Genomic DNA, 22,600 nt, shown 5'->3' with positions numbered 1-22,600 from the left:
CTTATCATCAGCTTTGATTTACATTTTTTATGTTACTATATATGTCAAGTATAGTAAATATAAAAACAACTGCAAATATAGCTATATATATCATTTTATATTGAGAGAAATTAAAAAGAATTAGTATAATCATTAACCCTTTCAATTTGCTTTTAGTACTTTCCTTTAGAAAAATATCTGTTTTATTTTTTATGTCATTTTTCTTGTTAGTTACGTATCCTTTTATATTGCCCTTATCAAATTTACGATAAGCTATATATCCTGCTAATCCAAATACTATGTAATATATATTTCCTTTGAATATTAATGAAATTAAAAGTACAAATAACCCCATCTTTATCAGTCTAAGCAATATAGAATCTATTATTTTTATTATTTTTGTATCATATTTTATATTTATGTCGTATTCTTTTTTTTCCTGTATATCTTTAAGTTTTCCTTTAACTACCTCTTTGTACATCAAATCAACTAATGCGTTTATCATTTTATTACCTCCTAATTTATGTATATATTGGATTTTTCCCAATATAAACCATCTTATTCACAAAACAAAAGCTAAGGAATCCCTTAGCTTTTATTGCATAGCTTTTTCTAATTTTCCTAAATGCTGTATAGGAAAATATTTTAATAATTCTTTGAACTGATCAACTGTAAGCCCTGAAGTAGTTGTATATATTTCTATCTTTTCATCTAAGCTTGCGTTTTTGAATCTTTCTTTTATCATATCGAAATTTGGACCTGTCATATTTTTCACTCCTTATGTAAATTATTTTTCAGTTTTATTATTATCTAAACTGTATAGCTTTATTCAAAATTAAAAGGCAAAGACTTTCGCCTTTGCCCTTTATATCTATTATTGTTTTCCTGATAATTGTTTTTCAGCCATTTCTACTAATTTTTTAGTCATGTATCCACCTACATAACCATTTTGTCTAGCTGTTAAGTTTCCTTTATCCATAGTTTGATAGTTGCTCATTCCAAGTTCAGTTGCAGTTTCAAGTTTCATTTGATTTAATGCTGCTTTCGCTTCTGGAACTGCTTTTTTGTTGTAGTTGTTAGCCATGTCTTATCCCTCACTTTTCATTTTATTTATTACTTGATATTATTCTGTGAAGAATTTTAAAAATAATACTTGGTATTTTTTAGAATAATCCCCATGTTTTTTCCTATAATTATTTAGAACTTATATATGTTATCACTTCGTCTTTTAGCCAACTTAAAGCTACATTAGATGCTTCATTTCTTATTTTATTTCTATCTCCCATTAAATTTATCTTTTTCACCTTAACATTTCCTTTTATATATAATCCTATATACACAAGTCCAACTGGCTTTGTTTCTGTTTTACCCCTAGGACCTGCTATTCCTGTTACAGACAATCCTATATCAACTTTTCCATTTTTAGTTATTCCAATTGCCATTTCTCTTGCAACTTCTTCACTTACTGCTCCGTATTTATCTAAAGTTTCTTTTTTTACATTTAGTCTTTCCATTTTAGATTCATTACTGTAAGTAACTATACCTTCATAAAAAACAGATGATACTCCAGGAAAGCTTACAATTCTTGAAGATATAATCCCACCTGTACAAGACTCAGCTATAGAAATAGTAAAGTCATTATCTATTAAAATTTTTACAAGTTCATTTTCCATCTCTATCATTTACATATCCCCTTAAACTTTACTTTTTTATTATGTCCTTAAATGTATCCACTACATAATCTATATCCCTTTTGCTTACCCAATAATTGGTAACAAAACGCATAAGTCCATCTTCCGGCGGATTTACTTTTATACCTTTTTCATAGAATTTTTCTGCTATTTGTCTAGGATTATGTTCAATTTTACTTATATCAAAGAATACTATATTTATATGTACATCATCTTTATACACATTTATATCATCTATTTTAGAAAGTTCATCAGCTAAATATATAGCATTTTCGTGATCCTCTTTTAATCTTTCAATCATTTCTTCTAACGAAACAATTCCTGCAGCTGCTAAAAAACCTGCTTGCCTTAATCCACCTCCCATAAGTTTTCTACCTTTTCTAGCCTTTTCTATAAATTCTTTACTTCCGGCAAGAATAGATCCTACAGGAGCACAGAGTCCTTTAGATAAACAGAACATAACAGAATCAGAGTATTTAGTTATTTCTTTTACATCTACATCTAGGTATTTAGCTGCATTAAATACTCTAGCACCATCTAGGTGAATAGGTATATTAGCTTCTTTACCTATTTCATATACTTCTTTCATATTTTTTATAGATATAACTCTTCCATTTGAATGAGCATTTTCTACGCATATTAGCCCTGTTCTCGGGTAGTGAATATCCTCTTTTCTGATTTTGGATTTAATTTCTAAAGGATCTAAGACTCCTTTATCACTATTTAATGTTCTTAAATTAACACCAGCTATAACAGATGCTGCTCCAACTTCATGTGCTACTATATGACAATCATCTCCTAAAATAACTTCGTCACCTCTTTTGCAGTGAGTAAAAAGAGCTAACTGATTTCCAAACGTGCCACTTGGAACAAACAATGCATCTTCTTTTCCAACGATTTGTGCAGAGTATTCTTCAAGTTTTTTTACTGTTGGATCATCACCATAAACATCATCACCAACAACAGCTTTACACATAGCTTCTCTCATTTTATCAGTTGGCATAGTAACAGTATCACTTCTTAAGTCTATAAATCTCATAATATCCCCCCCTATTTTTTTATATCTAGTTTATCAAATATCTTTATAAAGACTTCACTTGTATACTGAGCATCAACATCTGCTCTATGTAAATTTTCTTCTATAATAGGAATATCCAAAATATTTAATGCATCTTTTAAACTAGATTGTTTCCCCTTCTCAAAATTATATATTCTCGAAAACTCTTTTTGTATATTAATTCTTTTCTCTATCCATTTAACACTCATTTTTTCCATAGTGCAGTTTGTATTAAGATGATAAAAATCGTCTTGACCCCATGCACATAATATATATTCTCTACCTATCCATTTTTTAAATCTTCTCATCACCGATTTAAAATCTTCTGCACAATCTATATCATTTTGAATTATATTAGTTTTTTTCTTTATATGTCTAAATAACTTACTGTAGTGTCTTGGCTTTATAAAAGCTTGAAATGTGTCTACTACTTTTAATTTACTATTAAGCTTAATTGCACCAATTTCTATTATTTCATTTGGTATTTTGCTTTTAAATGGCTTACTATTCAATTCCAGGTCAAATATAATATATTTCAAATGTATCACTCCTAATTCAATGTCACCTTATATTATAACCTTATATATATGGTTTAAAAATCACTTATTTTCTACAAAATAAAAATAGTAGGAGAATTATTCCCCTACTACACCTATATACGGCAAGTTTCTAAACTTCTCACCACAATCTATTCCGTATCCTACTATAAATTTATCCGGTATTTCAAATCCAACATAATCTATATCTAAGTGACACTCTCTCCTTTCAGGCTTATCAAGAAGTGTACATATCTTCATAGATTTTGGATTTCTAGACTTTAGGTTATCACTCAAATATTTTAGTGTAAGCCCAGTGTCTATAATATCTTCTACTATCAAAATATTTTTATTCTCTATATCAACATCTAAGTCTTTAAGAATTTTTACTGTTCCTGAAGTTTTTGTAGCCATTCCATAACTTGAAACAGCCATAAAGTCTAATGATACATCTAAATCTATATGTCTAATAAGATCAGAAATAAATACAAAAGCACCTTTTAAAACTCCTATTAAAAGTAACTCTTCTCCTTTGTAATCACTTTCTATCTTCTTTGCAATTTCATAAACTTTTTTATCTATATCTTCTTTACTTATCAAAATGTCAGTAACCTTATACATATTTACGTCCCCCTACTTATTTTATTCATCTTAAGTATATCATAATAAGGTTACTATGTGAATGTTTTTGTTTTTTTCTTTTATATATTTCGTGTATTTTGGCCAAAATCCATATATATTATTTCATCTTCACTACATCTAGCTAATGTATATATGACATCTGATAACCTATTCATATACTTAATCAAAGTAGGACTTACCCTTTCTTTCTTGTTTAGTGTAAGTATTCTTCTTTCTGCTCTTCTGCATACAGTTCTAGCTACATGAAGAATTCCTGAATCCTTAGAAGTTCCTGGAACTATAAAAGCATCAGGGCGATCCACTTTACTTAAATACTCATCTATTATATTTTCTAAATACTCTACATCATTTTCTAAAACAGGGTTTTTAATTAAATCTTCATCTTTAGTAGCTAGTTGAGCTGCTACTAAAAATAGTTTTTTCTGTATTCTCAATAGAACATCGTTCATATTTTCATCTCTTACATAACTTCTAGCCAAACCTATATAAGAGTTTAGCTCATCTATAGTTCCATAAGATTCTACTCTTATATCATCTTTATCAACTGTAACCCCATCATACAAAAGTGTCTGACCTTTATCTCCAGTTTTTGTGTAAATTTTCATAACTACTACTCCTTTCTATTTTTTGTTAATTAATGTATTACTTAATTGTTAAAAAAGGGTATAATAAAGTTATTAGGAGGGTGATTTTATGACTAGTGTAAAACATGGTGCTAATCTTTTTCAAATATCACGAAATTATAATTTTAAAAAAGAAGAAATAATGGATTTTAGTTCAAATATAAACCCATTAGGAGTCTCACCTAAAGGTAAGGAAGCCATAATAAAAAACATAGATTCAGTATCTATATACCCTGATCCTGACTATTTGAATTTAAAGGATTCAATTTCTAACTATTGCAATGTATCTAAAGAAAATATATTGCTAGGCAGTGGGGCGACAGAACTTATATCCTCATTTATTAAATTACTAAACCCTAAAAAATCCCTTATAGTTTCCCCTGCATATTCAGAATATGAAAGAGAGCTAAAAAAAGTGAACTCTCACATAGATAAATATTTTCTGAAAAAAGAAATTGATTTTAAAGTTAATTTAGATGACTTCATAAAAACAATAAATAGTGATGATTACGAGCTAATAGTAATATGTAACCCTAATAACCCTACTGGTCAGGCTTTCACAAAATATGAAATAGAAAAAATACTACAATCAACAAATTCTTTTGTTATGGTAGATGAAACTTATGTAGAATTTACAGATACTGATATTTATTCATCTTCAAGCCTTATAGATGATTATTCTAACTTATTTCTTATAAGAGGAACATCTAAGTTTTTCTCAACACCTGGAATAAGACTAGGATATGCCCTTATCTCAAATAAAGCTGTACATAGTAATTTAAAGCAAAACTTAGATTTATGGAACATAAACATTTTTGCATCTATAATAGGAGAAGCTATGTTTAAAGATAGTGAATATATCCATAGTGTAAAAGATTTTATGGCAAAAGAAAGAGATTACTTAATATCTAATCTTTCTAAGCTCGATTCTGTAAAAGTATATGAAAGCAAAGGAAATTTTATACTGTGCGAAATAACATCAAAATACATTACAGCAAAAGACTTATACGATGCTTTAATAAAAGATAAAATAGTAATAAGAGATGCATCTTCATTCGAAGGTCTAAATGAGTATTTCTTTAGAGTATGTATTTTAAATCATGAAGAAAATGAACTTCTAATAAAAAAACTAAGAGAAATCTTTTTCTCTTAGTTTTCATCCTTTATTATATAATCCTTAATCTCAACTATTTTAGATTTTTCTTCTTTTATTTTATTATCATAGTCTTTTAGCTCTTCATTTAACATATTAAATATATGTACAAGTATAAATCCATCATCTATTAGTCCAAGACCAAATATCATATCCGGAATTAAATCTATCGGAGATAGTAAATATAAAGCTGCAAATCCAAATAAAAAACCAGTTTTTATTTTTTTGATTATACTTACTTTCTCATCTTTTAAATATCTAAAGAACACATTTATTTTTCTTAAGAAAGAAATTGCACTTATTATTTTTTTCATTTTATCATCTCCTTTATATAATATATAATAACTTTTAAGTATTATTTATTACAATAAGTTTTTGGAGGATTCCTTATGATAGATAAACTCAAACAGTCTTTTACTAACTTTAAACCATATATAAATACTTTTGAGATACCTTATATATATTCTGTTTTAATTCCAATATTAGAAATTGATAATAATCTACATATTCTGTTTCAAGTTAGATCTAAAAATCTAAAATCTCAACCAAACGAGATATCTTTTCCTGGTGGAAAATTTGAAGATACTGACATTACTTTTGAAAAAACTGCAATAAGAGAAACCTGTGAAGAACTAGGAATAGATGAGAAAAATATAGATATAATTTGCCCATTAAACATTTTTGTAGCACCATTTAATATGATAATCAATCCTTTTTTAGGAGAAATAAAAGACTTTGAATCTATAAATATAAATAAAGACGAGGTAGATCATATATTCTTAGTTCCACTAAACTTTTTTATAAATAACGAGCCTTCAACTTATAAAACGCAGGTGAATATAATTCCAGATAAAAATTTTCCTTATCATTTAATACCTTCTGGCGAAAATTATAAATTCAAAACTGGAACTTACGACGTTTTGTTCTATGAGTATAAAGATTATATTATATGGGGGATCACAGCTAAGATACTTAAAAATTTCGTAGATAGTTATAAAAAAAGAAAATAAAAGTCTTTGCCTAGGCAAAGACTTTTTTTAGATATTCTTGTATTTCATCTGCTGTAGCTAATTTCAAAGCTTCATCAGATATTTTTTTCATTTCTTCATAGCTTAGTGAGTTTATAAGTTTTCTAGCAGGAAGTATAGAAATAGGACTCATACTAAACTCATCTAGTCCCATACCTATAAGCATTGGAATAAGTCTTTTATCTCCTGCTACTTCTCCACACATTCCAACCCATTTACCTTCTTTATGACCATTATCTATAACCAATTTTATAAGTCTTAATACAGCAGGATTAAATGGATTATATAAATTATGAATTTTTTCATTCATTCTATCAACTGCACAAGTATATTGTATTAAATCATTAGTTCCTATACTAAAGAAATCAACATGCTTAGCTAATATATCACTTATTATAGCAGCTGATGGAACTTCTATCATCATTCCTACTTGTACATCTTTAGAATAAGAAATATTTTCTCTATCTAAATCAGTTTTAACTTCCTCTAAAATATTCTTAGCTTCTAATAACTCCTCTAAAGAAGATATCATTGGAAACATTATTCTTAAATTACCATACATACTAGCCCTTAAAAGTGCTCTAAGTTGAGTTTTGAATATGTCTTTTCTATCAAGACAAAGTCTTATTGCTCTATATCCTAAGAATGGGTTCATTTCTTTATCCATCTTTAAATAAGAAAGCTCTTTATCTCCACCTATATCTAAAGTTCTTATAACTATAGGTTTTGGATTCATAGCTTCAAGTACAGCTTTGTAAGATTCAAATTGTTCATCTTCACTTGGGAAATCATCTCTGTCCATATATAAAAACTCTGTTCTATATAGACCTACACCTTCAGCATCATTTTTAATAAGTCCTTCTATATCATTTGGTGTGCCTATATTTCCTGCAAGTTCAACATGTCTTCCATCTAAAGTTTTACTTTCTTTGCCTTTATATTTTTCTAATTCTTTTCTATTTTTATCAAATTCTTCTTTTAATTTCCTATATTCATTTATAGTATTTTCATCTGGATTTAAAACAACATCTCCTGTTTCTCCATTAAATACTATAAAATCTCCACTTTTTACTTTATCAGTTACATCTTTAAGACCAACAACCGCTGGAATTTCTAATGTTCTTGCCATTATAGCTGTATGCGATGTCTTTCCACCTATGTTAGTCAAAAATCCTAAAACTTTATTTTTATCCATTGTAGCAGTGTCTGATGGAGTAAGATCATTAGTTACTAATATAACTTCTTCATCTAAGTTAGAAAGATCCACAACCTCTATACCTAAAAGAGTTCTTAACACTCTATTAGAAACGTCTTTTATGTCTGCTGCTCTTTCTTTCATATATTCATTATCCATATTTTCAAATATTCCAATGAACATATCACTTATTTCTTTAAATGCATACTCAGCATTTACACTTTCTTCTTTTATCTTATTTACTGTAGCATCTATAAGTTCTGGATCTTCAAGAACCATTATATGAGCTCCAAATATTTCTGCTTTGTCTTCACCGAGTTCTCTAAGTGCTTTTTCTTTAACTTTCTCTAGCTCACTTTTAGATATTTGTACTGCATCTAAAAATCTCTTTTCTTCTCCATCAACATCTTGTACAATTTTCTTTTGTATATTCATTTCTTCATGCTTTAATAATAGTACTTTTCCAATTCCTACACCAGGAGATGCTCCATTTCCTTTAAACATTCTACCCCTCCTATAACTCTCCAAATCCACTCTCAACTAGCTCCACTAAAGCATTCATAGCATTTTGAGCATCTTCTCCATTAACTATTATAGTTATTTCGCTTCCTTTTGAAAGACCTAAACTCATAACTCCCATTATAGATTTAGCATTTATCTTCTTTCCATTAAATTCAATTTCAACACTTGATTTAAATTCAGAAGCCTTCTTAACAAACATTCCTGCCGGTCTTGCATGTAATCCACTTTCATTTACTATCATTACTTTTCTTTCCATTTATTTTTCCTCCCTTAAATTTATATTATATTTGATATATTTCAAAACTTTAACTACCTATGTTAGTAATTTAAAGTTTGTATAACTATTTTATATTTCACAACTATCTAATTATTTATACAAAATCAAAAAGGCACGAACTAAAGGACATAGATATACACTTAAGTATTCTAATGAAAACCTTTAGCTCATGCCTGCAATGCAGTAACACGCTAATTTAACTATATATTTAAGATTGTTTTAATTTGTAAATGTGAAGAGCCATATATCCAATTTCATCTTCTGGCGCTTTTAAATTTAATTCCTTTTCAATAATATTTGATATATTACAGGATATGCTATATTGCGAAGAAAATTCTTCTTTTATTCTATCTAGCATAGGATTATTTAATAGTTTCTGATTTTCTATCCTACCTATCACACCTCTTAAGTGAGTTATAAACCTAATGTAGTCAAATCCTTCTTTTTTAAGATGTATATTAAGTGTTTCTTCTACATATTTAACTACAGTATTCACCAGCTTTGTTTTCTTAAGAGCTGTAGTTTTGTCATATCCACTTCTTGCACCACGTATATGCAGTGCAATAAATCCAATTTCTGCATCAGGAATTTTTATATCTAGTTTTTGCCTTAGCATTTCAACGGCTTTTTCTGCTAATTCATACTCTTTAGGATATAATATCTTTGTCTCTAGAAGAAATGGATTTACTATTTCTATATTTTCTTGCAGTCTTTTTATAGCAAAACTTATATGGTCTATAAGACCTATATGGATATTAGGATTTAAATATCCTTGTAGACTCGTAGATATCATAGCTATTATTTCTTCTGTGATAGCAGCTATCTTCTTATCAACTTTAGATAATAAACTTTCATATTCTTCCTTATCTAAACCTTCTAATGATATGAATGTATTTTCTACATTTTCTATGTTTTGCAAGATGGTATCCTTCTTCTTACCAAAACCTACACCTTTTCCTACAAGAATATATTCTTTATCTTCACAAGTAACAAGTATAACATTATTACTTAGAACTTTCTTTATAATATACTTTTTCATAATATCCTCCAGGAAATTGTTATCACAAATATATTTTATTAAATTCTGCATTTTTTGTCAACATACGACTAAAAATAAACACTTAGCATGTAATTCCAAAAATGATATAATAAATTGTCATAATTCATCACAATAAGGAGGTTGTAAATTGAAAAAAGATAATATAATACCTTACATTTCTGGATGTTCAACAGCTGTCATATTCGGAATGAGCTTTTTATTCTCAAAACAAGCTTTAAGTGTAGCAAGTCCTGTTTCGCTGCTTTCTTTTAGATTTCTCACAGCTTTTATAGTTATGTCAATACTAATAAAATTAAATATTATAAAAGTAAATTACAAGGGTAAAAATTTAAAAAATCTTTTTTATCTTGGTCTTATGCAGCCAATAGTATACTTTATATTTGAAACTTACGGAATAAAATATTCATCATCATCTGAGGCTGGTATAATGATAGCATTAATCCCTATATTTGTAACTTTAATGGCATTTATATTCTTAAAAGAACGCCCTTTAAATACACAATTACTATTTATATTACTTTCAGTTACAGGGGTTGTTTATATCATACTAATGAAGGGATCTAACGGAGGAAACTCTAATTTACTTGGAATAATTCTTTTATTTGGGGCAATACTTTCTGCTTCAGCATTCAATATTATATCTCGTAAATTGTCTAGGGAATTTTCACCTATGGAGCTTACCTACTCAATGATGACTCTAGGTGCTGTATTTTTTAACTTTATTTCTGTAGTAACTCGCATAAAAAATAATACTCTAGGAAGTTATTTTTATCCAATGACTAATATAAATTTTGTAATATCTATATTATATCTTGGAATAGTGTCTTCTATAATAGCATTTTTCCTTGTGAATTTTACATTATCAAAATTAGAAGCATCAAAGTCTGCAGTATTTGCTAATCTTTCTACAGTAGTTTCTATAATAGCTGGAGTTGTTATCTTAAAAGAAAAATTCTACTATTATAATCTTGTTGGATCTATTATGATACTAACTGGAGTTTGGGGAACTAATTACTTTGGAAAAAAGACTGAAAATAAATTGGAGCTTCAAACAGAAAATCCATAGGGTTTACCCTATGGATTATTTATTATTGTATTTACTATAAAATAAGTAGATGTAGATATCATTATAAATAGTACAAATCCAAGTAATAAAGCTTTAGCTCCTTTGTCTTTTATACTTTCAAAATCTACACTAAGCCCCATAGCTATCATAGCCATAAGTATAAAAGTTGAACTAAGTTTTGAGAATATGTTTGCTAAATTTTGAGGAACCAATCCCATAGAATTTAAAATTCCCGCTAATACAAAATAAATGACATAAACAGGAAAGCTAGCTTTTGATTTTTTATTTTCTTTATTATATAAATAACTAAGAATAATTGCCACAGGAATCATCATCACAACCCTTGCCATCTTCACAATCGTACCTATTTCTCCAGATACATCTCCCATAGCAAAAGCTGCTGCTATAGCATGAGCCACTCCATGAAGTGATAATCCAGACCATATCCCATAATGAATTTCACTAAAATTCAAACTCAGTGCAATAGTTGAATATACCAAAACACCTATAGCACCTAGAAAATTAACTATAGATGCCCCTATTATTGAATCATCCTCATCAGCGTTTATACAAGGAGCTAGTGTAGCAACTGCAGAAGCCCCACATATACTACTTCCTACTCCAATTAAAATTGATAGCTTTTTATTCACATTTAAAAATCTTGAAAGTAAATTTGAGATTATAAGTACAACAAATACAAAACCTACAACAAGTCCTAAAATCTTAGGTCCAAGATCTAAAAGTGATTTGAAATTCAATCTAAATCCCAATAAGATTATACCTAGTTCTAGTAGATGCTTATTAGCAAATTTAACTCCACTTTTAAATACACTCTGAGTTTTTAGCGTGTTATTATATATGATACCTAATATAATTCCAATAGTAAGTGCTTCTAAGTTTATAATAACTTTGAAATAGTTGTTTATATAGTTAGATATTATAGCAATTAAGTATACAAATATAATACCTGGAAATATATTTGTTATTTTAGCCATCTTAACACCCCTTAAAATATTCTCACCTTTTATATTATCATAAAATAAAAATTTTTGTTTAATTTTAAATCTACAGGGGAATATAGTAAATGTAGTTATGAACAAAGTCTTTCTTTGAAATATTTTAAAAGAAGACTTTGTTGGAACACATTACGGAAATTATGACTTATCCACAATTTATTAAAGTAGATAATTTCCTATGTGTTATAAAAAATGATAATGTAGGAGGAATTTCTATGGCAGAAAGAATGGTAGGAGTTAAAGCTCCTGATTTTACAATGAAAACAGTTTTAGGAGATGGACAAACTTTCGGAGAAGTTTCTTTAGATAGCTTTAAGGGGAAATGGCTTGTTATGTTCTTTTATCCCCTTGACTTTACATTTGTTTGCCCAACAGAAATTACATCTATGGATTCTAAATATGAAATGTTTAAAAAGTTTAATGCTGAAATTCTAGCTGTTAGTACAGACAGCGTTTATTCTCACAAAGCATGGATAAACACAGATAAAAATATGGGTGGTCTAGGAAAACTTAAATTCCAAATAGCGTCAGATAATACTCATAAGGTATCTAAAGATTATGGAGTTTATATAGATGAGGAAGGTATAGCTCTTAGAGGTCTATTCATTATAGATCCTCAAGGTATATTAAGATACTCTGTTGTTCATGATCTTAATGTTGGTAGAAGTGCTGATGAAACTCTAAGAGTTCTTCAAGCCCTACAAGCAGGAGGCCTTTGCCCAGCAGACTGGAGTCCTGGAGAAGAACTGTTATAAAAATAAAAAATCTCAGCTTTTAAGCTGAGATTCTTTATTTTCTCTTTAAGGTTGCAATTAAAACTCCTGTTACAATAGATCCTATTAATATTGATATCGTGTATAACATTAACCCACCAACAGCATTTGGTATAGGTAATACAAATATACCACCATGCGGAACGGCTAACGTACATTTAAACGCCATAGAAAGAGCTCCAGCTACAGCTGATCCTGCCATAAGAGAAGGTATTATTCTGATTGGATCACTAGCTGCAAAAGGAATTGCACCTTCAGTTATAAATGATATCCCCAGAAAGAACGCTGCTTTTCCAGCTTCTTTTTCTTCAACAGTGAATTTATTTTTAGCTAGTGAAGTCGCAAGTGCTATTCCAATTGGAGGAGTCATACCAGCTGCCATAACAGCTGCCATAACCATAGATGGTTGACCTGCTGATATTGTTCCCACTGCGAAAGCATACGCTGCTTTATTTATTGGTCCACCCATATCAAATGCCATCATTAAGCCTAATACCGCTCCTAATCCTACTGCACTACCACTACTTAAAGTGTTTAAGAAAGTTTCAATTCCTTTATTTATAGTTGCTACTGGTCCTCCAACAACAAATATAAGAGATAATCCTATAATTAAAGAAGATAACACTGGTAAAATTAAAACTGGCATAAGCCCTTCCATTTCTCTAGGAAGTTTTATATATTTCTTTAAGAACAGAATAATATATCCTGCACCGAAACCTGCAATAATACCACCTAAAAACCCTGCTCCTATTTGACCTGCTATCATACCACCTACCATACCTGGAACTAAACCTGGTCTGTCAGCGATTGAATATGCAATATATCCAGAAAGTATAGGTACCATAAGTGCAAATGCTCCTGCACCACCTATTTGCATTAGAGCAGCTGCGAGTGTACCTTCTTCCCTAAATGCCTCAATACCAAATGCAAATGATAGTGCTATTAGGATACCTCCAGCAACTACGAATGGTATCATAAATGATACGCCCGTCATCAAATGTTTGTATGCCCCTGTTCTTTTTTCTTTTTCTTCATTCTTATTTTCTAAAACCTTATTTGAATAACTTTTCTTTTCAAGGCTTATAGCTCTATTTATAAGCCCCTTAGGATCTTTTATTGCATCCTTAACTGACACTTCAATTGTCGGAAGATCTCCAAATCTTTCTTTATCAACATTAGTATCTACTGCTAGAATAACAGCATGAGCATTTTTTATATCATCATTTGTTATTTCGTTTTCAGCTCCAACCGAGCCTCTAGTTTCAACTTTGATATCTACCCCAAGTTCTTTGGCTCCTATTTGGAGAGCTTCTGCTGCCATATAAGTATGTGCTATACCTGTAGGGCATGCTGTAACGGCTAAAATTTTCATCAAATTCTCCCCCTTTTAATTATTCAAATGCATTAATTACATCTTCATATGAAGATGCATTCAGTAGATTATTTCTCACACTTTCATGCATAAGCTTTCTAGATATAGTCCCCAAGACATTTAAATGCACATTGTCTGAATTTTCAGGAACAGAAATTAGGAAAAACATATGTGCCCTTTTTCCGTCCATTGACTCATAATCTATACCTTCTTTTGATATTCCAAAAGTTATTGCAGGATCTTTAACACTTTCGCTTTTTCCATGAGGTATAGCAACTCCCATACCTATCCCTGTTGAGAATTCTTCTTCTCTTTTAATAACAGCTTTTTTAAATTCATTTTTATCATTAAGCTTTCCATCTTTATCTAATATATCTATAAGCTCATCTATAACTCCTAATTTATCCTTAGCTTTAAGATCAAAGCACACTCTTTCTTTTGACAATAACTCTCTAAGCATTATTATTACCTCCTATTTATATTAATCTGTTGTTTGATTGTTTCTATTATGTCTTTGTTTAGCATTTTACTTCCTTCTGTCATAACTGCACAGGCTCCACAAGCTGATGCTAACTTGAGTATTTCTAAATCAAATAAGTCATCTTCTATTCCATAGGCAATTGCTGCTACCATAGAATCTCCTGCTCCAACCGTACTTTTAACTTCTAATTTTAGAGGATTTGCATAGAGAACATCCTTCTTCGTAATATACAAAGACCCAAGCTCTCCCATGGAAATGAGTACTTTTTCTATACCTTGATTTACGAGTTTTTTTCCTGCCTCCACTATAGAATCCATATTATTTTCATCGAAATCTACTATATTTTTAAGTTCATGCACGTTTGGTTTTATCATATATGGCTTAGCTTTTATTCCTTCTATCAACGCTTTACCATCGGCATCTAGTATTACTTTGGCATTCTTATGCTTTATAGTTTCTATAATCTTTCTATAAATATCATCACTTACCCCTGATGGTATACTTCCAGAAAGGACTACTACGTCATCTTCATCTAAAGAAGATATTCTATTTAGCAGTAGATTAACGCTTTCCTCATCAACAGAGAAACCTATATCATTTATATCTGTATGGATGTCACTATCCAACTCAATAATCTTTAAGTTTGTTCTATTCTCTCCATCTACAGTTATAAAGTCATGATTTATATTTGCATCTTCTAAAAAATCTACAAAGTATTTTTTATTATCACTTCCTAAAAAACCTAATACTATACTTTCTTTCCCTAGAACTTTTAACACTTTAGATACATTTATTCCTTTGCCACCAACATCTTTAATAACTTTTTTTATTCTATTTACTTCACCTTTTCTCATACTGTCTAGGAATATAGTTTTGTCTATTGCTGGATTTAAAGTTACTGTATATATCAAGCTGTCACCTCCCTAGTTTGCTCTTATTATTTTTACTCCAAAGTTTTCATACATAGCTATATCTTCACTAGATATCTTTTCATCTGTCACTATGTAATCTATTTTTGATACAGGAGCAATAAATGAAAAACTCTCTTCGTTAATCTTAGAGCTATCTACAAGCAGATAGGTAGTTTTTGAGTTTTCTATCATAGATTTCTTAACGCTAGCCTCTAGCATATTAGGAGTAGTTATTCCAAATTTCTGAGAAACTCCATTAGCACCTATAAAGGCTTTATCTACTACAAAGTGCTTCAAGGTATTTTCAGCAACAGGTCCTACCATAGACTTTGTTGTGTTTCTTATCATTCCTCCTGTTACTATAACTTCAATATCATTTCTATTTGACAGTTCATTAGCTAGATTTACCGAATTAGTTATTATGGTTATATTTTTTGCAGTTATATATTTTGCTACATATTGAGTTGTAGTTCCAGAATCTAAAATTATAGTATCACCATCTTCTATAAGTGTCGCTGCAGCCTTACCTATATTTTCTTTCTCATATAAATGCTTATCTTGTTTCTCAGAAAACGATGGTTCAAAATTTGTATTGGCATTACTTACAGCTCCACCATGAGTTCTTACAATTTCCCCACTACTTTCAAGTTCTTTTAAATCTCTTCTTATTGTAGACTCTGATACGTCAAATAACTGAGCTAATTCATTTACTCTCACACTTTGACCGTTTTTTATCATTTGTGCTATATGAGATTTTCTTTCTTCTGCAAACATACTTTCCTCCAGATCTTAAACTCTCATTTGTGATTATTTTATGATTGTTTTTGATTAATTATGACTGTTTATGATTGATTTTATTATAGATTATCATAAAAACGTTGTCAACAAGTTTTTACAAATTTCACATGTAGTATAGTTTTATCAATATTAAACAATAATATAATTGGAAATGGAGGTAAGTATTATGAGAAATAAAAGAAGAATAACTGAACCTATAGTTTCAATTACAAAAGCTCACAATGAATCTGATTCACTAAAGGAAGCTTTGGATTTATTGCCAATGACTGAAATTATAAAACCTAACGATACTGTAGTAATAACTCCAAATTGGGTAAAGTCAAATATGCCATCTACTGGTACTGTTGTAGGGCCTAGCACTTTAAGATCACTAATAAGATATGTAAAATCTTTCAATCCTTCACAAATATACATAGCAACTGGTTCAGGAGGAGATCCTACACCTAAGGTTATGAAAGATGTTGGATACGATGATGTTATCAAAGATGAAAATGTAGAATTTATAGATTTAAATTACGGCCCATACGTAACTTTAGATCTTGATCACCATATTATTTCAAATACAAAGATAAATGAAATAATAAATAAAGTAGATGTTTTGATATCTTTTACACAACTAAAACAGCATGAAGAAGCTACTATGAGTGCTGGAATAAAGAATATATCACTTGCATGGCCTCCTGCTGAAATTCACGGCTTTCCTAAAAAAAGTCTGGGAATACATGATGATTTGCATGGGTTTATTGTAGCAATGGCTAAAAAAATACCTATAGATTTAACTATTGTAAGTACTGATAAAGCTATGATAGGAACAGGACCTAGTGATGGAAAGGCAGTCGATACTAATGGACTTATAATAGCTGGAACAGATCCTGTGGCAGTCGATACAATCGGAGCTAGACTCTTAGGATTTTTACCTCAAGCAGTTCAGTATCTATACTCACTTTATAATCAAAATATCGGAGAAGCAAAACCTGAGAATATGAAATTAAAGGGTATATCTCTTGAAGATGCTGAATTAATTTTTAGCAAGAGTGCTTATAATTTTGAAATAGCATTAGATAAATCTAAAATAAAAGATATCCACGGAAATAAATAAAGATGCTTAACTTAGCATCTTTATTTATAACCATTTCTTCTTTTTGAATACAGCATATAGAATTATTGTTAGTGTAGCCATAATACCTAATGTGAATTGATATCCATAAATCCAGTGCAATTCAGGCATATAGTCGAAATTCATTCCATAAATCCCTGTAATTACTGTAAGTGGGCCAAAAAATATAGCCAAAACCGTAAGTCTAGTTGCAATATCATTAGTGTGAGAAGTTAATCCTGAGTTATGTAGGTAAATTAATTGGTCAGACCTACTCTTTAGGCTTATTGAAAAGTCGTACAACTTATTTATTCTAACATCTATATTTCTAAAATATCTTTGGTTCTCTCTTTTTATAAATTTATTTTCATTGATCATAAACTGATCACCAACATATAAAAGAGCTCTCAAATTCTTAGTTATCTTGTCCATTTGTTGTCTTATACAGTTTATCTGAGAAAAATACCTTTTCTCTATTTCATTTATTATATTATTTTCTAAAGTTAATATATCTTCTTCTACACTTTCAAGTGTATTAATATAATTTTTCAGAATCATATCAAATATCCAAAAGTATATTTTATTTAATTCTTTTTTTTCATGTGTTAAATTACTTATTTTTAAAGATATATAATCATATATTTCTTCTATTTCATTTCCACTTTGCTCTCCAACTAAAATTATGTAATTATAGCCTATATATATATTTATTTCTTCTAAAATAACATTTTTATTCTCCCAACTTAGATTATTTAAACTTATAAAGTCATACTCTTTAAAACTTTCAAATCTAACTTTTTCATCATCGTATATACATTCCTCGATAGTATCATCTTCAAATTCGAAAATGTGTTGAAGGTTTAATATCTCTTTCTCTTTGCATAATATGAAATAACTATCCTCCTTATTGTACCAATTGCTGTATATATCATCACAATGCATAGTATTTTTATTTATGTTTTTTATTTTCATATCTTCACTTCCACTCATAATATAAAATACTCAATATTTATTATTTACAATTAGATATATCATTAACCTTTTAATTTTATTTTTATAGTATGTAATAGAAATACCAAATCTTTTAGGGGGGATACCTTTGAAGCCCTTTTCTGTTAATCAAATTTCACAAATAATAAAAGGCAATATAATATATTGGGATAATAATAAGTATATTTCTTCATTTGTAGAGGAATTTGTAGCACCTAAATCTAGTTGCCTATATTTTTTATTATACGAATCTATAAATGAAGATAAGCTATTACAAAGCCTAGTAAAAAATAATGCATCTGGTATAGTTATAAGAAGTCATCACAAACTCAATATGCAAAAATGGATTGATGCAAACATAGGGATTATAGAAGTAGATAGCGTTCGAGAAGCTTATTTATCTTCAGCAAAATTTTACCGCTTTCAATTTAATATACCGTTCATTCAAGTTGTAGGAAGTAGCGGAAAGACAAGCACTAAAGATATGATAGGTTATATTTTAAATGAAAGTATCGATACCCTAGTTGGAGCAAAAAATTATAATGCCCCATCTGGAGTAGCGTACAATATCTTTAATCTTGATGATAAGCATAAGGCTGCAGTACTCGAAGCTGGAATGAAAGGTTTAGGAATAATAAGTTTAAGTTCTGATATTATTTCTCCAAGCATAGGGGTGATAACTTGTATTAACAGCTCTCATATTTCAAATTTGGGGTCTATGGAAAATATAATTAAAGCAAAAGGAGAAATTTTAGATTATTTAGGTGAAGATTCTACTTTGATAATCAATGGAGAAGATGAAAACTGCAAAAAACTACCACTTCATAAATTCAAGGGAAAAATGCTAACATTTGGATTTTCAGATTCTAATGATATATGGGCTTCTGATATCAAATATGAAAATTTTAAAACGTTCTTTACAGCAAACTTTAATAACATGAAGCTAGACTGCGTAATTAATACCTTCGGTAAATACTACGTATTAAATTCTCTAGCAGCAATTATGGTAGGTATAACACTTGGTCTAAGCCGCTGTGATATATATAGAGGGCTTTCTAAATTTAATCTACCACCTGCAAGGCAAGAGCTTTTAGTAGGCATCAATAATAGCTTTATTATAAATGATAATTTTAACGGTAATCCTGATTCAACAAAATCATTAATTATGGAACTCCCTAATATATCTAAAGATCATCCCCTTATACTAGTAATGGGTGATATAGAAAAAGATACTGCTTCACTTGAGGAGTATGCAGTAAAGTCTCATTTCATGCTAGGAGAGGAAATATCTAAATTAAATTTCCATAGATTAATAGCTGTTGGAAAATGGGCAAAGCATTATATAGATGGTGCACTAAATAAAGGTATTGATCAAGAAAAATTATCTTATTATAAAACAGTAGAAGATGCACAAGCTGACATAATTAACTCAATAATTCCAGGTAGTATAATTTTATTTAAAGCTCATTCTAGCTACGTAGATTTTCAGAATCTGATAAATAAGATTAAAGCATAGTAAATGCCTATTCTCTTTGTAAATAAAGAGAATAGGCATCTTGTATTTAAACTATATTTAATGCTTCTTCTAAAGTTGAAATTATTTTTACTGTACTTAAGAATATCTTTTTTTCTATTTTTCCTAATTTCATATCATCTAAGAAAGTTTCTTTTTCGATTATAATGATATTTTTAAAACCTGACTTTATAAATGTCTTAAATGAATTTCTGATTATAGGTGCTATATCTTCGTATGAACTTTTGAGGCCTCCTGGATCTAATATCAAACTATATTGTTTTAATTTATATATCTTAGTTGTTTTTTTATATTCTTCTAGTAACTCTTTTCCCTGTGTTTCATTAAAATATCCTCCAACAGTCACCAAAATAACTTTGCGATCTTCTATAATCTCTATCTTATACATAAAAAGTCCCCCATAATCTCATAATTTTTTATATTAAAAACCTATTCTTTCCTAAGAATATTTATTACAAAAAGAAAAGCACTCTCTTAAAAAGAATGCTTTTATCGTCTATACATAATCTATTACCTTCACAGGACATCTCTCAATCGCTTCATCTGTACTTTCATCTATAATATCGCTTAATATTTTTACCTTACCACTTAAAACTTTAAACTTTGTTGGAGATATTCTCTCACATATTCCACATCCAATGCAGTATTCTTGTTTTATTATTACTCTATTTTTAATAGTATTATTGTTGATATTAGGTATACTCTCCTTTTTTACAAATACCGAAACAATATATGCCATAATAAATATCGATATAGTAGTTAATATCCATCTAATACTCATAAATTTAGTTCCTAGAAATTTTGCCTCATTAGCTAACATTGGAACTTTAACTACAGCCCAGGTGCTAAGTATTATAACAACATTTGAAATACTTGCACCTTTTTTTATAAGAGTTTTACAAACTGGAAAAGCAGCATATATAGGACCTGCAGAAAAGCTACCTAATATGAATGAAATCATACTTCCTTTTATACCTGATTTTTCGCCAAAACTGTTCATTATAACTTCTTTAGGTACCCACGCTTCTATCAGCGAAGTTAATATAAATATAACCGGCATTATTTGAAGCATCTCAAGTACATAATATATGCTATTTTGTGTAGATTCTATAGCTTTATCAGTATTTGTAATAAACAATACTATATAAATCAAGCTTACGATAAATAATAATTTATTTTTCTTTATTATATTCATATAACTCCCCCCATAACCAGAGCAATAACCACTGCAAATCCAAAACTTAATATATTTCTGATTAGGGCAAATTTTAGCCCAAACTCTCTTTTTTCTAGAGGGAAAGTTACAACTCCTACCATTGTAAGTGTTGTTAGAAAAGCTACCAAAGGAACTACATTCGCTCCCCTATCTAGCAGTGATTTAGCTAGTGGAAATGCCACAAAAGCAGGTATAAGTGTTACACTTCCAACGAATGCTGATCCTATAGTTGATAGTATTACATTAGAGTCGCCCATAAAAGTATTTATACTTTCAGGCGGGATAAGTGTTATCATCAATCCTATAATAAAAAGTACAGCAAATATTTCTCCTATCATATTCTTCATCATATTTCTTCCCATTTTCATAGAGGTTATGGTTCTTTCCTTATCTTTGAGCAGCGATACAATTAAGAATATAATGGTTATGATCCACAATAAAATACTGAATATATCCATATTACACCTTTAGCATATCTTTAGGGTTAGGAGCTTTAACAACAAAGAACTCTAGTATCTCATCGTAGGAGTTACTAACATTCATCTTCGTATTAAACGGTATATTCAATATACTTCCACAGCTATGTTCATTAGCATTTTCATCATTCAGCTTTATAGTCATTTTTCCTTTTGTTATTATCATATAAACATTTGAGTTAGAATAATGCTCAGGTAATGCTGCTCCCTTAGTTAATATCATATGGTTTAAAACAACATTTTCATCATCAATAATTTTTTCGATAAGCTTTTCACTTGCATCTGCAAACTTATAAACTTTTTCTATCATTTTTACTTCCTCCTTTATATATATCTTTTTTTATATTATACTCTTGTGTATAAATACAATTCGGTAACTAATGTTACCATTTGAAATTTAAAGGAGAAATTTTTTATGACTACAAAACAGTATATAGATATACTTAAAGCTACTCCTTTGTTTAGTGATTTTTCTAAATACCATTTAGAAATATTGCTTGAAGGTTCTAATAATATAAAAAAGTATAAAAAAAAGTCTATAATTTATGAACAAGGCGATAAATGTAATACTTTAGATGTTATTATTGAGGGAATAGTATCTGTAGAGAAAATAGATGAAAATGGAAATGTATTGGTAATATATGAGTTTGGAGCTGGACACATTTTGGGTAGTAATCTAATCTTTGCTCAATCTAACAAATATCCTATGACTATTTTATCTAAAACCAACTGCACAATACTAAGTATACAGAAAGATATAATTCTGAATCTATGCCAGACTAACAAGTCTTTCCTGCTTGAATATATAAAACTAATATCAGATATAACAGTAGCCATAGGAACAAAGCTAAATTCCATAACATTAAAAACAATCAGGCAACATATAATAGAATTCTTAAATTATGAATATAAAAAACAAAGGACATATAAAATCAAACTTTATATGACTAAAAAAGAATGGGCTGAAAGATTAGGGGTTCAAAGACCATCTCTTTCTAGAGAATTAATTAAAATGAAGCAGGAGAATATAATAGATTACGATAAAAATACTATTTCAATTATAGATACATCAATTATAAGTTAAAAGAAAGCATATTAATATGCTTTC

The 22,600-nt window shown here is 29.2% G+C and carries 29 protein-coding genes; 7 read left to right on the top strand and 22 right to left on the bottom strand.

The features are described 5' to 3' along the window. Positions 1-7: 7 nt before the first annotated feature. The 8 genes from CLOTH_RS00590 to CLOTH_RS00560 form a co-directional block, all read right to left on the bottom strand. Complete coding sequence (locus tag CLOTH_RS00590) at positions 8-484, bottom strand: hypothetical protein (RefSeq protein WP_079410167.1); 477 nt, start codon at positions 482-484, stop codon at positions 8-10. Between the two features lie 90 nt (positions 485-574). Next, positions 575-745, bottom strand: coding sequence for a hypothetical protein (locus tag CLOTH_RS10680; RefSeq protein WP_169835111.1), 171 nt, complete (start codon positions 743-745; stop codon positions 575-577). Between the two features lie 108 nt (positions 746-853). Next, complete coding sequence (locus CLOTH_RS00585; RefSeq protein ID WP_079410165.1) at positions 854-1,063, bottom strand: alpha/beta-type small acid-soluble spore protein; 210 nt, start codon at positions 1,061-1,063, stop codon at positions 854-856. A gap of 109 nt (positions 1,064-1,172) precedes the next feature. Next, positions 1,173-1,661, bottom strand: coding sequence for a CinA family protein (locus tag CLOTH_RS00580; protein ID WP_079410163.1), 489 nt, complete (start codon positions 1,659-1,661; stop codon positions 1,173-1,175). A gap of 19 nt (positions 1,662-1,680) precedes the next feature. Then, a complete protein-coding gene (ltaE, locus tag CLOTH_RS00575; RefSeq protein WP_079410161.1) occupies positions 1,681-2,709 on the bottom strand; it encodes a low-specificity L-threonine aldolase in 1,029 nt (342 codons plus the stop codon). A gap of 11 nt (positions 2,710-2,720) precedes the next feature. After that, on the bottom strand, positions 2,721-3,266 hold the full coding sequence (locus tag CLOTH_RS00570) for a 3'-5' exonuclease (RefSeq protein WP_158080428.1): 546 nt from the start codon (positions 3,264-3,266) through the stop codon (positions 2,721-2,723). 96 nt (positions 3,267-3,362) lie between these two features. Further along, positions 3,363-3,884 (bottom strand): hypoxanthine phosphoribosyltransferase, encoded by a 522-nt coding sequence (gene hpt, locus CLOTH_RS00565; protein ID WP_079410157.1) that lies wholly within the window; start codon positions 3,882-3,884, stop codon positions 3,363-3,365. Between the two features lie 80 nt (positions 3,885-3,964). Continuing rightward, positions 3,965-4,510 carry a cob(I)yrinic acid a,c-diamide adenosyltransferase gene (locus tag CLOTH_RS00560; protein ID WP_079410155.1) on the bottom strand — a complete coding sequence of 182 codons (546 nt, stop codon included), beginning with the start codon at positions 4,508-4,510 and terminating at the stop codon, positions 3,965-3,967. A gap of 88 nt (positions 4,511-4,598) precedes the next feature. Between CLOTH_RS00560 and CLOTH_RS00555 the strand changes: the two genes are divergently transcribed. Then, positions 4,599-5,681 (top strand): pyridoxal phosphate-dependent aminotransferase, encoded by a 1,083-nt coding sequence (locus CLOTH_RS00555; RefSeq protein WP_079410153.1) that lies wholly within the window; start codon positions 4,599-4,601, stop codon positions 5,679-5,681. Here the strand turns inward: CLOTH_RS00555 and CLOTH_RS00550 are convergent. Beyond that, positions 5,678-5,995: a YkvA family protein gene (locus CLOTH_RS00550; RefSeq protein WP_079410151.1), complete on the bottom strand. Its 318-nt coding sequence runs from the start codon at positions 5,993-5,995 to the stop codon at positions 5,678-5,680. The genes CLOTH_RS00555 and CLOTH_RS00550 overlap by 4 nt on opposite strands. A 75-nt stretch (positions 5,996-6,070) precedes the next feature. Here CLOTH_RS00550 and CLOTH_RS00545 point away from each other — a divergent pair, with 75 nt between their 5' ends. Next, positions 6,071-6,691: an NUDIX hydrolase gene (locus tag CLOTH_RS00545; protein WP_079410149.1), complete on the top strand. Its 621-nt coding sequence runs from the start codon at positions 6,071-6,073 to the stop codon at positions 6,689-6,691. A 10-nt stretch (positions 6,692-6,701) separates the two neighbouring features. Here the strand turns inward: CLOTH_RS00545 and ptsP are convergent, their stop codons facing one another. From ptsP to CLOTH_RS00530, 3 genes are all read right to left on the bottom strand, one after another. Further along, complete coding sequence (gene ptsP / locus CLOTH_RS00540) at positions 6,702-8,408, bottom strand: phosphoenolpyruvate--protein phosphotransferase (protein WP_079410147.1); 1,707 nt, start codon at positions 8,406-8,408, stop codon at positions 6,702-6,704. Between the two features lie 10 nt (positions 8,409-8,418). Further along, positions 8,419-8,682, bottom strand: a complete 264-nt coding sequence (locus tag CLOTH_RS00535; RefSeq protein ID WP_079410145.1) for an HPr family phosphocarrier protein — start codon at positions 8,680-8,682, stop codon at positions 8,419-8,421. A gap of 229 nt (positions 8,683-8,911) precedes the next feature. Then, positions 8,912-9,742, bottom strand: coding sequence for a BglG family transcription antiterminator (locus CLOTH_RS00530; RefSeq protein WP_079410143.1), 831 nt, complete (start codon positions 9,740-9,742; stop codon positions 8,912-8,914). Between the two features lie 148 nt (positions 9,743-9,890). Here CLOTH_RS00530 and CLOTH_RS00525 point away from each other — a divergent pair, with 148 nt between their 5' ends. Next, positions 9,891-10,829 carry a DMT family transporter gene (locus CLOTH_RS00525; protein ID WP_079410142.1) on the top strand — a complete coding sequence of 313 codons (939 nt, stop codon included), beginning with the start codon at positions 9,891-9,893 and terminating at the stop codon, positions 10,827-10,829. An 8-nt stretch (positions 10,830-10,837) separates the two neighbouring features. On the opposite strand, the gene CLOTH_RS00520 is transcribed toward CLOTH_RS00525, so the two are convergent. Next, the gene (locus CLOTH_RS00520) at positions 10,838-11,824 is read right to left on the bottom strand and encodes a YeiH family protein (RefSeq protein ID WP_079410140.1); all 987 of its coding nucleotides are present in this window, start codon (positions 11,822-11,824) and stop codon (positions 10,838-10,840) included. Between the two features lie 236 nt (positions 11,825-12,060). Between CLOTH_RS00520 and CLOTH_RS00515 the strand changes: the two genes are divergently transcribed. Beyond that, the gene (locus tag CLOTH_RS00515; RefSeq protein WP_079410139.1) at positions 12,061-12,600 is read left to right on the top strand and encodes a peroxiredoxin; all 540 of its coding nucleotides are present in this window, start codon (positions 12,061-12,063) and stop codon (positions 12,598-12,600) included. Between the two features lie 34 nt (positions 12,601-12,634). On the opposite strand, the gene CLOTH_RS00510 is transcribed toward CLOTH_RS00515, so the two are convergent. Genes CLOTH_RS00510 through CLOTH_RS00495 form a run of 4 tightly spaced genes read right to left on the bottom strand, consistent with a single transcriptional unit; the run spans position 12,635 to position 16,156 of the window. Continuing rightward, positions 12,635-13,990 (bottom strand): PTS fructose transporter subunit IIC, encoded by a 1,356-nt coding sequence (locus CLOTH_RS00510; RefSeq protein ID WP_079410137.1) that lies wholly within the window; start codon positions 13,988-13,990, stop codon positions 12,635-12,637. A gap of 19 nt (positions 13,991-14,009) precedes the next feature. Beyond that, on the bottom strand, positions 14,010-14,450 hold the full coding sequence (locus CLOTH_RS00505) for a PTS sugar transporter subunit IIA (protein WP_079410136.1): 441 nt from the start codon (positions 14,448-14,450) through the stop codon (positions 14,010-14,012). A gap of 5 nt (positions 14,451-14,455) precedes the next feature. Then, positions 14,456-15,382: a 1-phosphofructokinase gene (pfkB, locus tag CLOTH_RS00500; protein ID WP_079410134.1), complete on the bottom strand. Its 927-nt coding sequence runs from the start codon at positions 15,380-15,382 to the stop codon at positions 14,456-14,458. Positions 15,383-15,394: 12 nt separating this feature from the next. Then, positions 15,395-16,156 carry a DeoR/GlpR family DNA-binding transcription regulator gene (locus tag CLOTH_RS00495; RefSeq protein ID WP_079410133.1) on the bottom strand — a complete coding sequence of 254 codons (762 nt, stop codon included), beginning with the start codon at positions 16,154-16,156 and terminating at the stop codon, positions 15,395-15,397. A 190-nt stretch (positions 16,157-16,346) separates the two neighbouring features. On the opposite strand from CLOTH_RS00495, the gene CLOTH_RS00490 reads away from it, so the two are divergent. After that, entirely contained in the window at positions 16,347-17,279 is a 933-nt protein-coding gene (locus tag CLOTH_RS00490) for a DUF362 domain-containing protein (protein WP_079410131.1), read from the top strand. Between the two features lie 24 nt (positions 17,280-17,303). Here the strand turns inward: CLOTH_RS00490 and CLOTH_RS00485 are convergent, their stop codons facing one another. Beyond that, positions 17,304-18,248, bottom strand: a complete 945-nt coding sequence (locus tag CLOTH_RS00485) for a magnesium transporter CorA family protein (RefSeq protein ID WP_158080427.1) — start codon at positions 18,246-18,248, stop codon at positions 17,304-17,306. Between the two features lie 127 nt (positions 18,249-18,375). Here CLOTH_RS00485 and CLOTH_RS00480 point away from each other — a divergent pair, with 127 nt between their 5' ends. After that, entirely contained in the window at positions 18,376-19,782 is a 1,407-nt protein-coding gene (locus CLOTH_RS00480; protein WP_079410128.1) for a UDP-N-acetylmuramoyl-tripeptide--D-alanyl-D-alanine ligase, read from the top strand. A gap of 46 nt (positions 19,783-19,828) precedes the next feature. Here the strand turns inward: CLOTH_RS00480 and CLOTH_RS00475 are convergent, their stop codons facing one another. From CLOTH_RS00475 to CLOTH_RS00460, 4 genes are all read right to left on the bottom strand, one after another. Then, positions 19,829-20,188, bottom strand: coding sequence for a hypothetical protein (locus CLOTH_RS00475; RefSeq protein ID WP_079410127.1), 360 nt, complete (start codon positions 20,186-20,188; stop codon positions 19,829-19,831). Positions 20,189-20,296: 108 nt separating this feature from the next. Next, positions 20,297-20,995, bottom strand: coding sequence for a permease (locus tag CLOTH_RS00470; RefSeq protein WP_079410125.1), 699 nt, complete (start codon positions 20,993-20,995; stop codon positions 20,297-20,299). Continuing rightward, positions 20,992-21,474 carry a permease gene (locus CLOTH_RS00465; RefSeq protein WP_079410124.1) on the bottom strand — a complete coding sequence of 161 codons (483 nt, stop codon included), beginning with the start codon at positions 21,472-21,474 and terminating at the stop codon, positions 20,992-20,994. The genes CLOTH_RS00470 and CLOTH_RS00465 overlap by 4 nt, the downstream gene beginning before the upstream one ends. A 1-nt stretch (position 21,475) precedes the next feature. Further along, a complete protein-coding gene (locus CLOTH_RS00460) occupies positions 21,476-21,802 on the bottom strand; it encodes a cupin domain-containing protein (protein WP_079410122.1) in 327 nt (108 codons plus the stop codon). A 105-nt stretch (positions 21,803-21,907) separates the two neighbouring features. Here CLOTH_RS00460 and CLOTH_RS00455 point away from each other — a divergent pair, with 105 nt between their 5' ends. Next, positions 21,908-22,576 carry a Crp/Fnr family transcriptional regulator gene (locus CLOTH_RS00455; RefSeq protein WP_079410121.1) on the top strand — a complete coding sequence of 223 codons (669 nt, stop codon included), beginning with the start codon at positions 21,908-21,910 and terminating at the stop codon, positions 22,574-22,576. Positions 22,577-22,600 lie beyond the last annotated feature (24 nt).

Origin of the sequence: Alkalithermobacter paradoxus, from assembly GCA_002029295.1 — a bacterium.
Taxonomy (GTDB): domain Bacteria; phylum Bacillota; class Clostridia; order Peptostreptococcales; family Peptostreptococcaceae; genus Alkalithermobacter; species Alkalithermobacter paradoxus.
The sequence above is the reverse complement of the archived record's forward strand: the minus strand, read 5'-3'. Positions and strand labels throughout refer to the sequence as shown.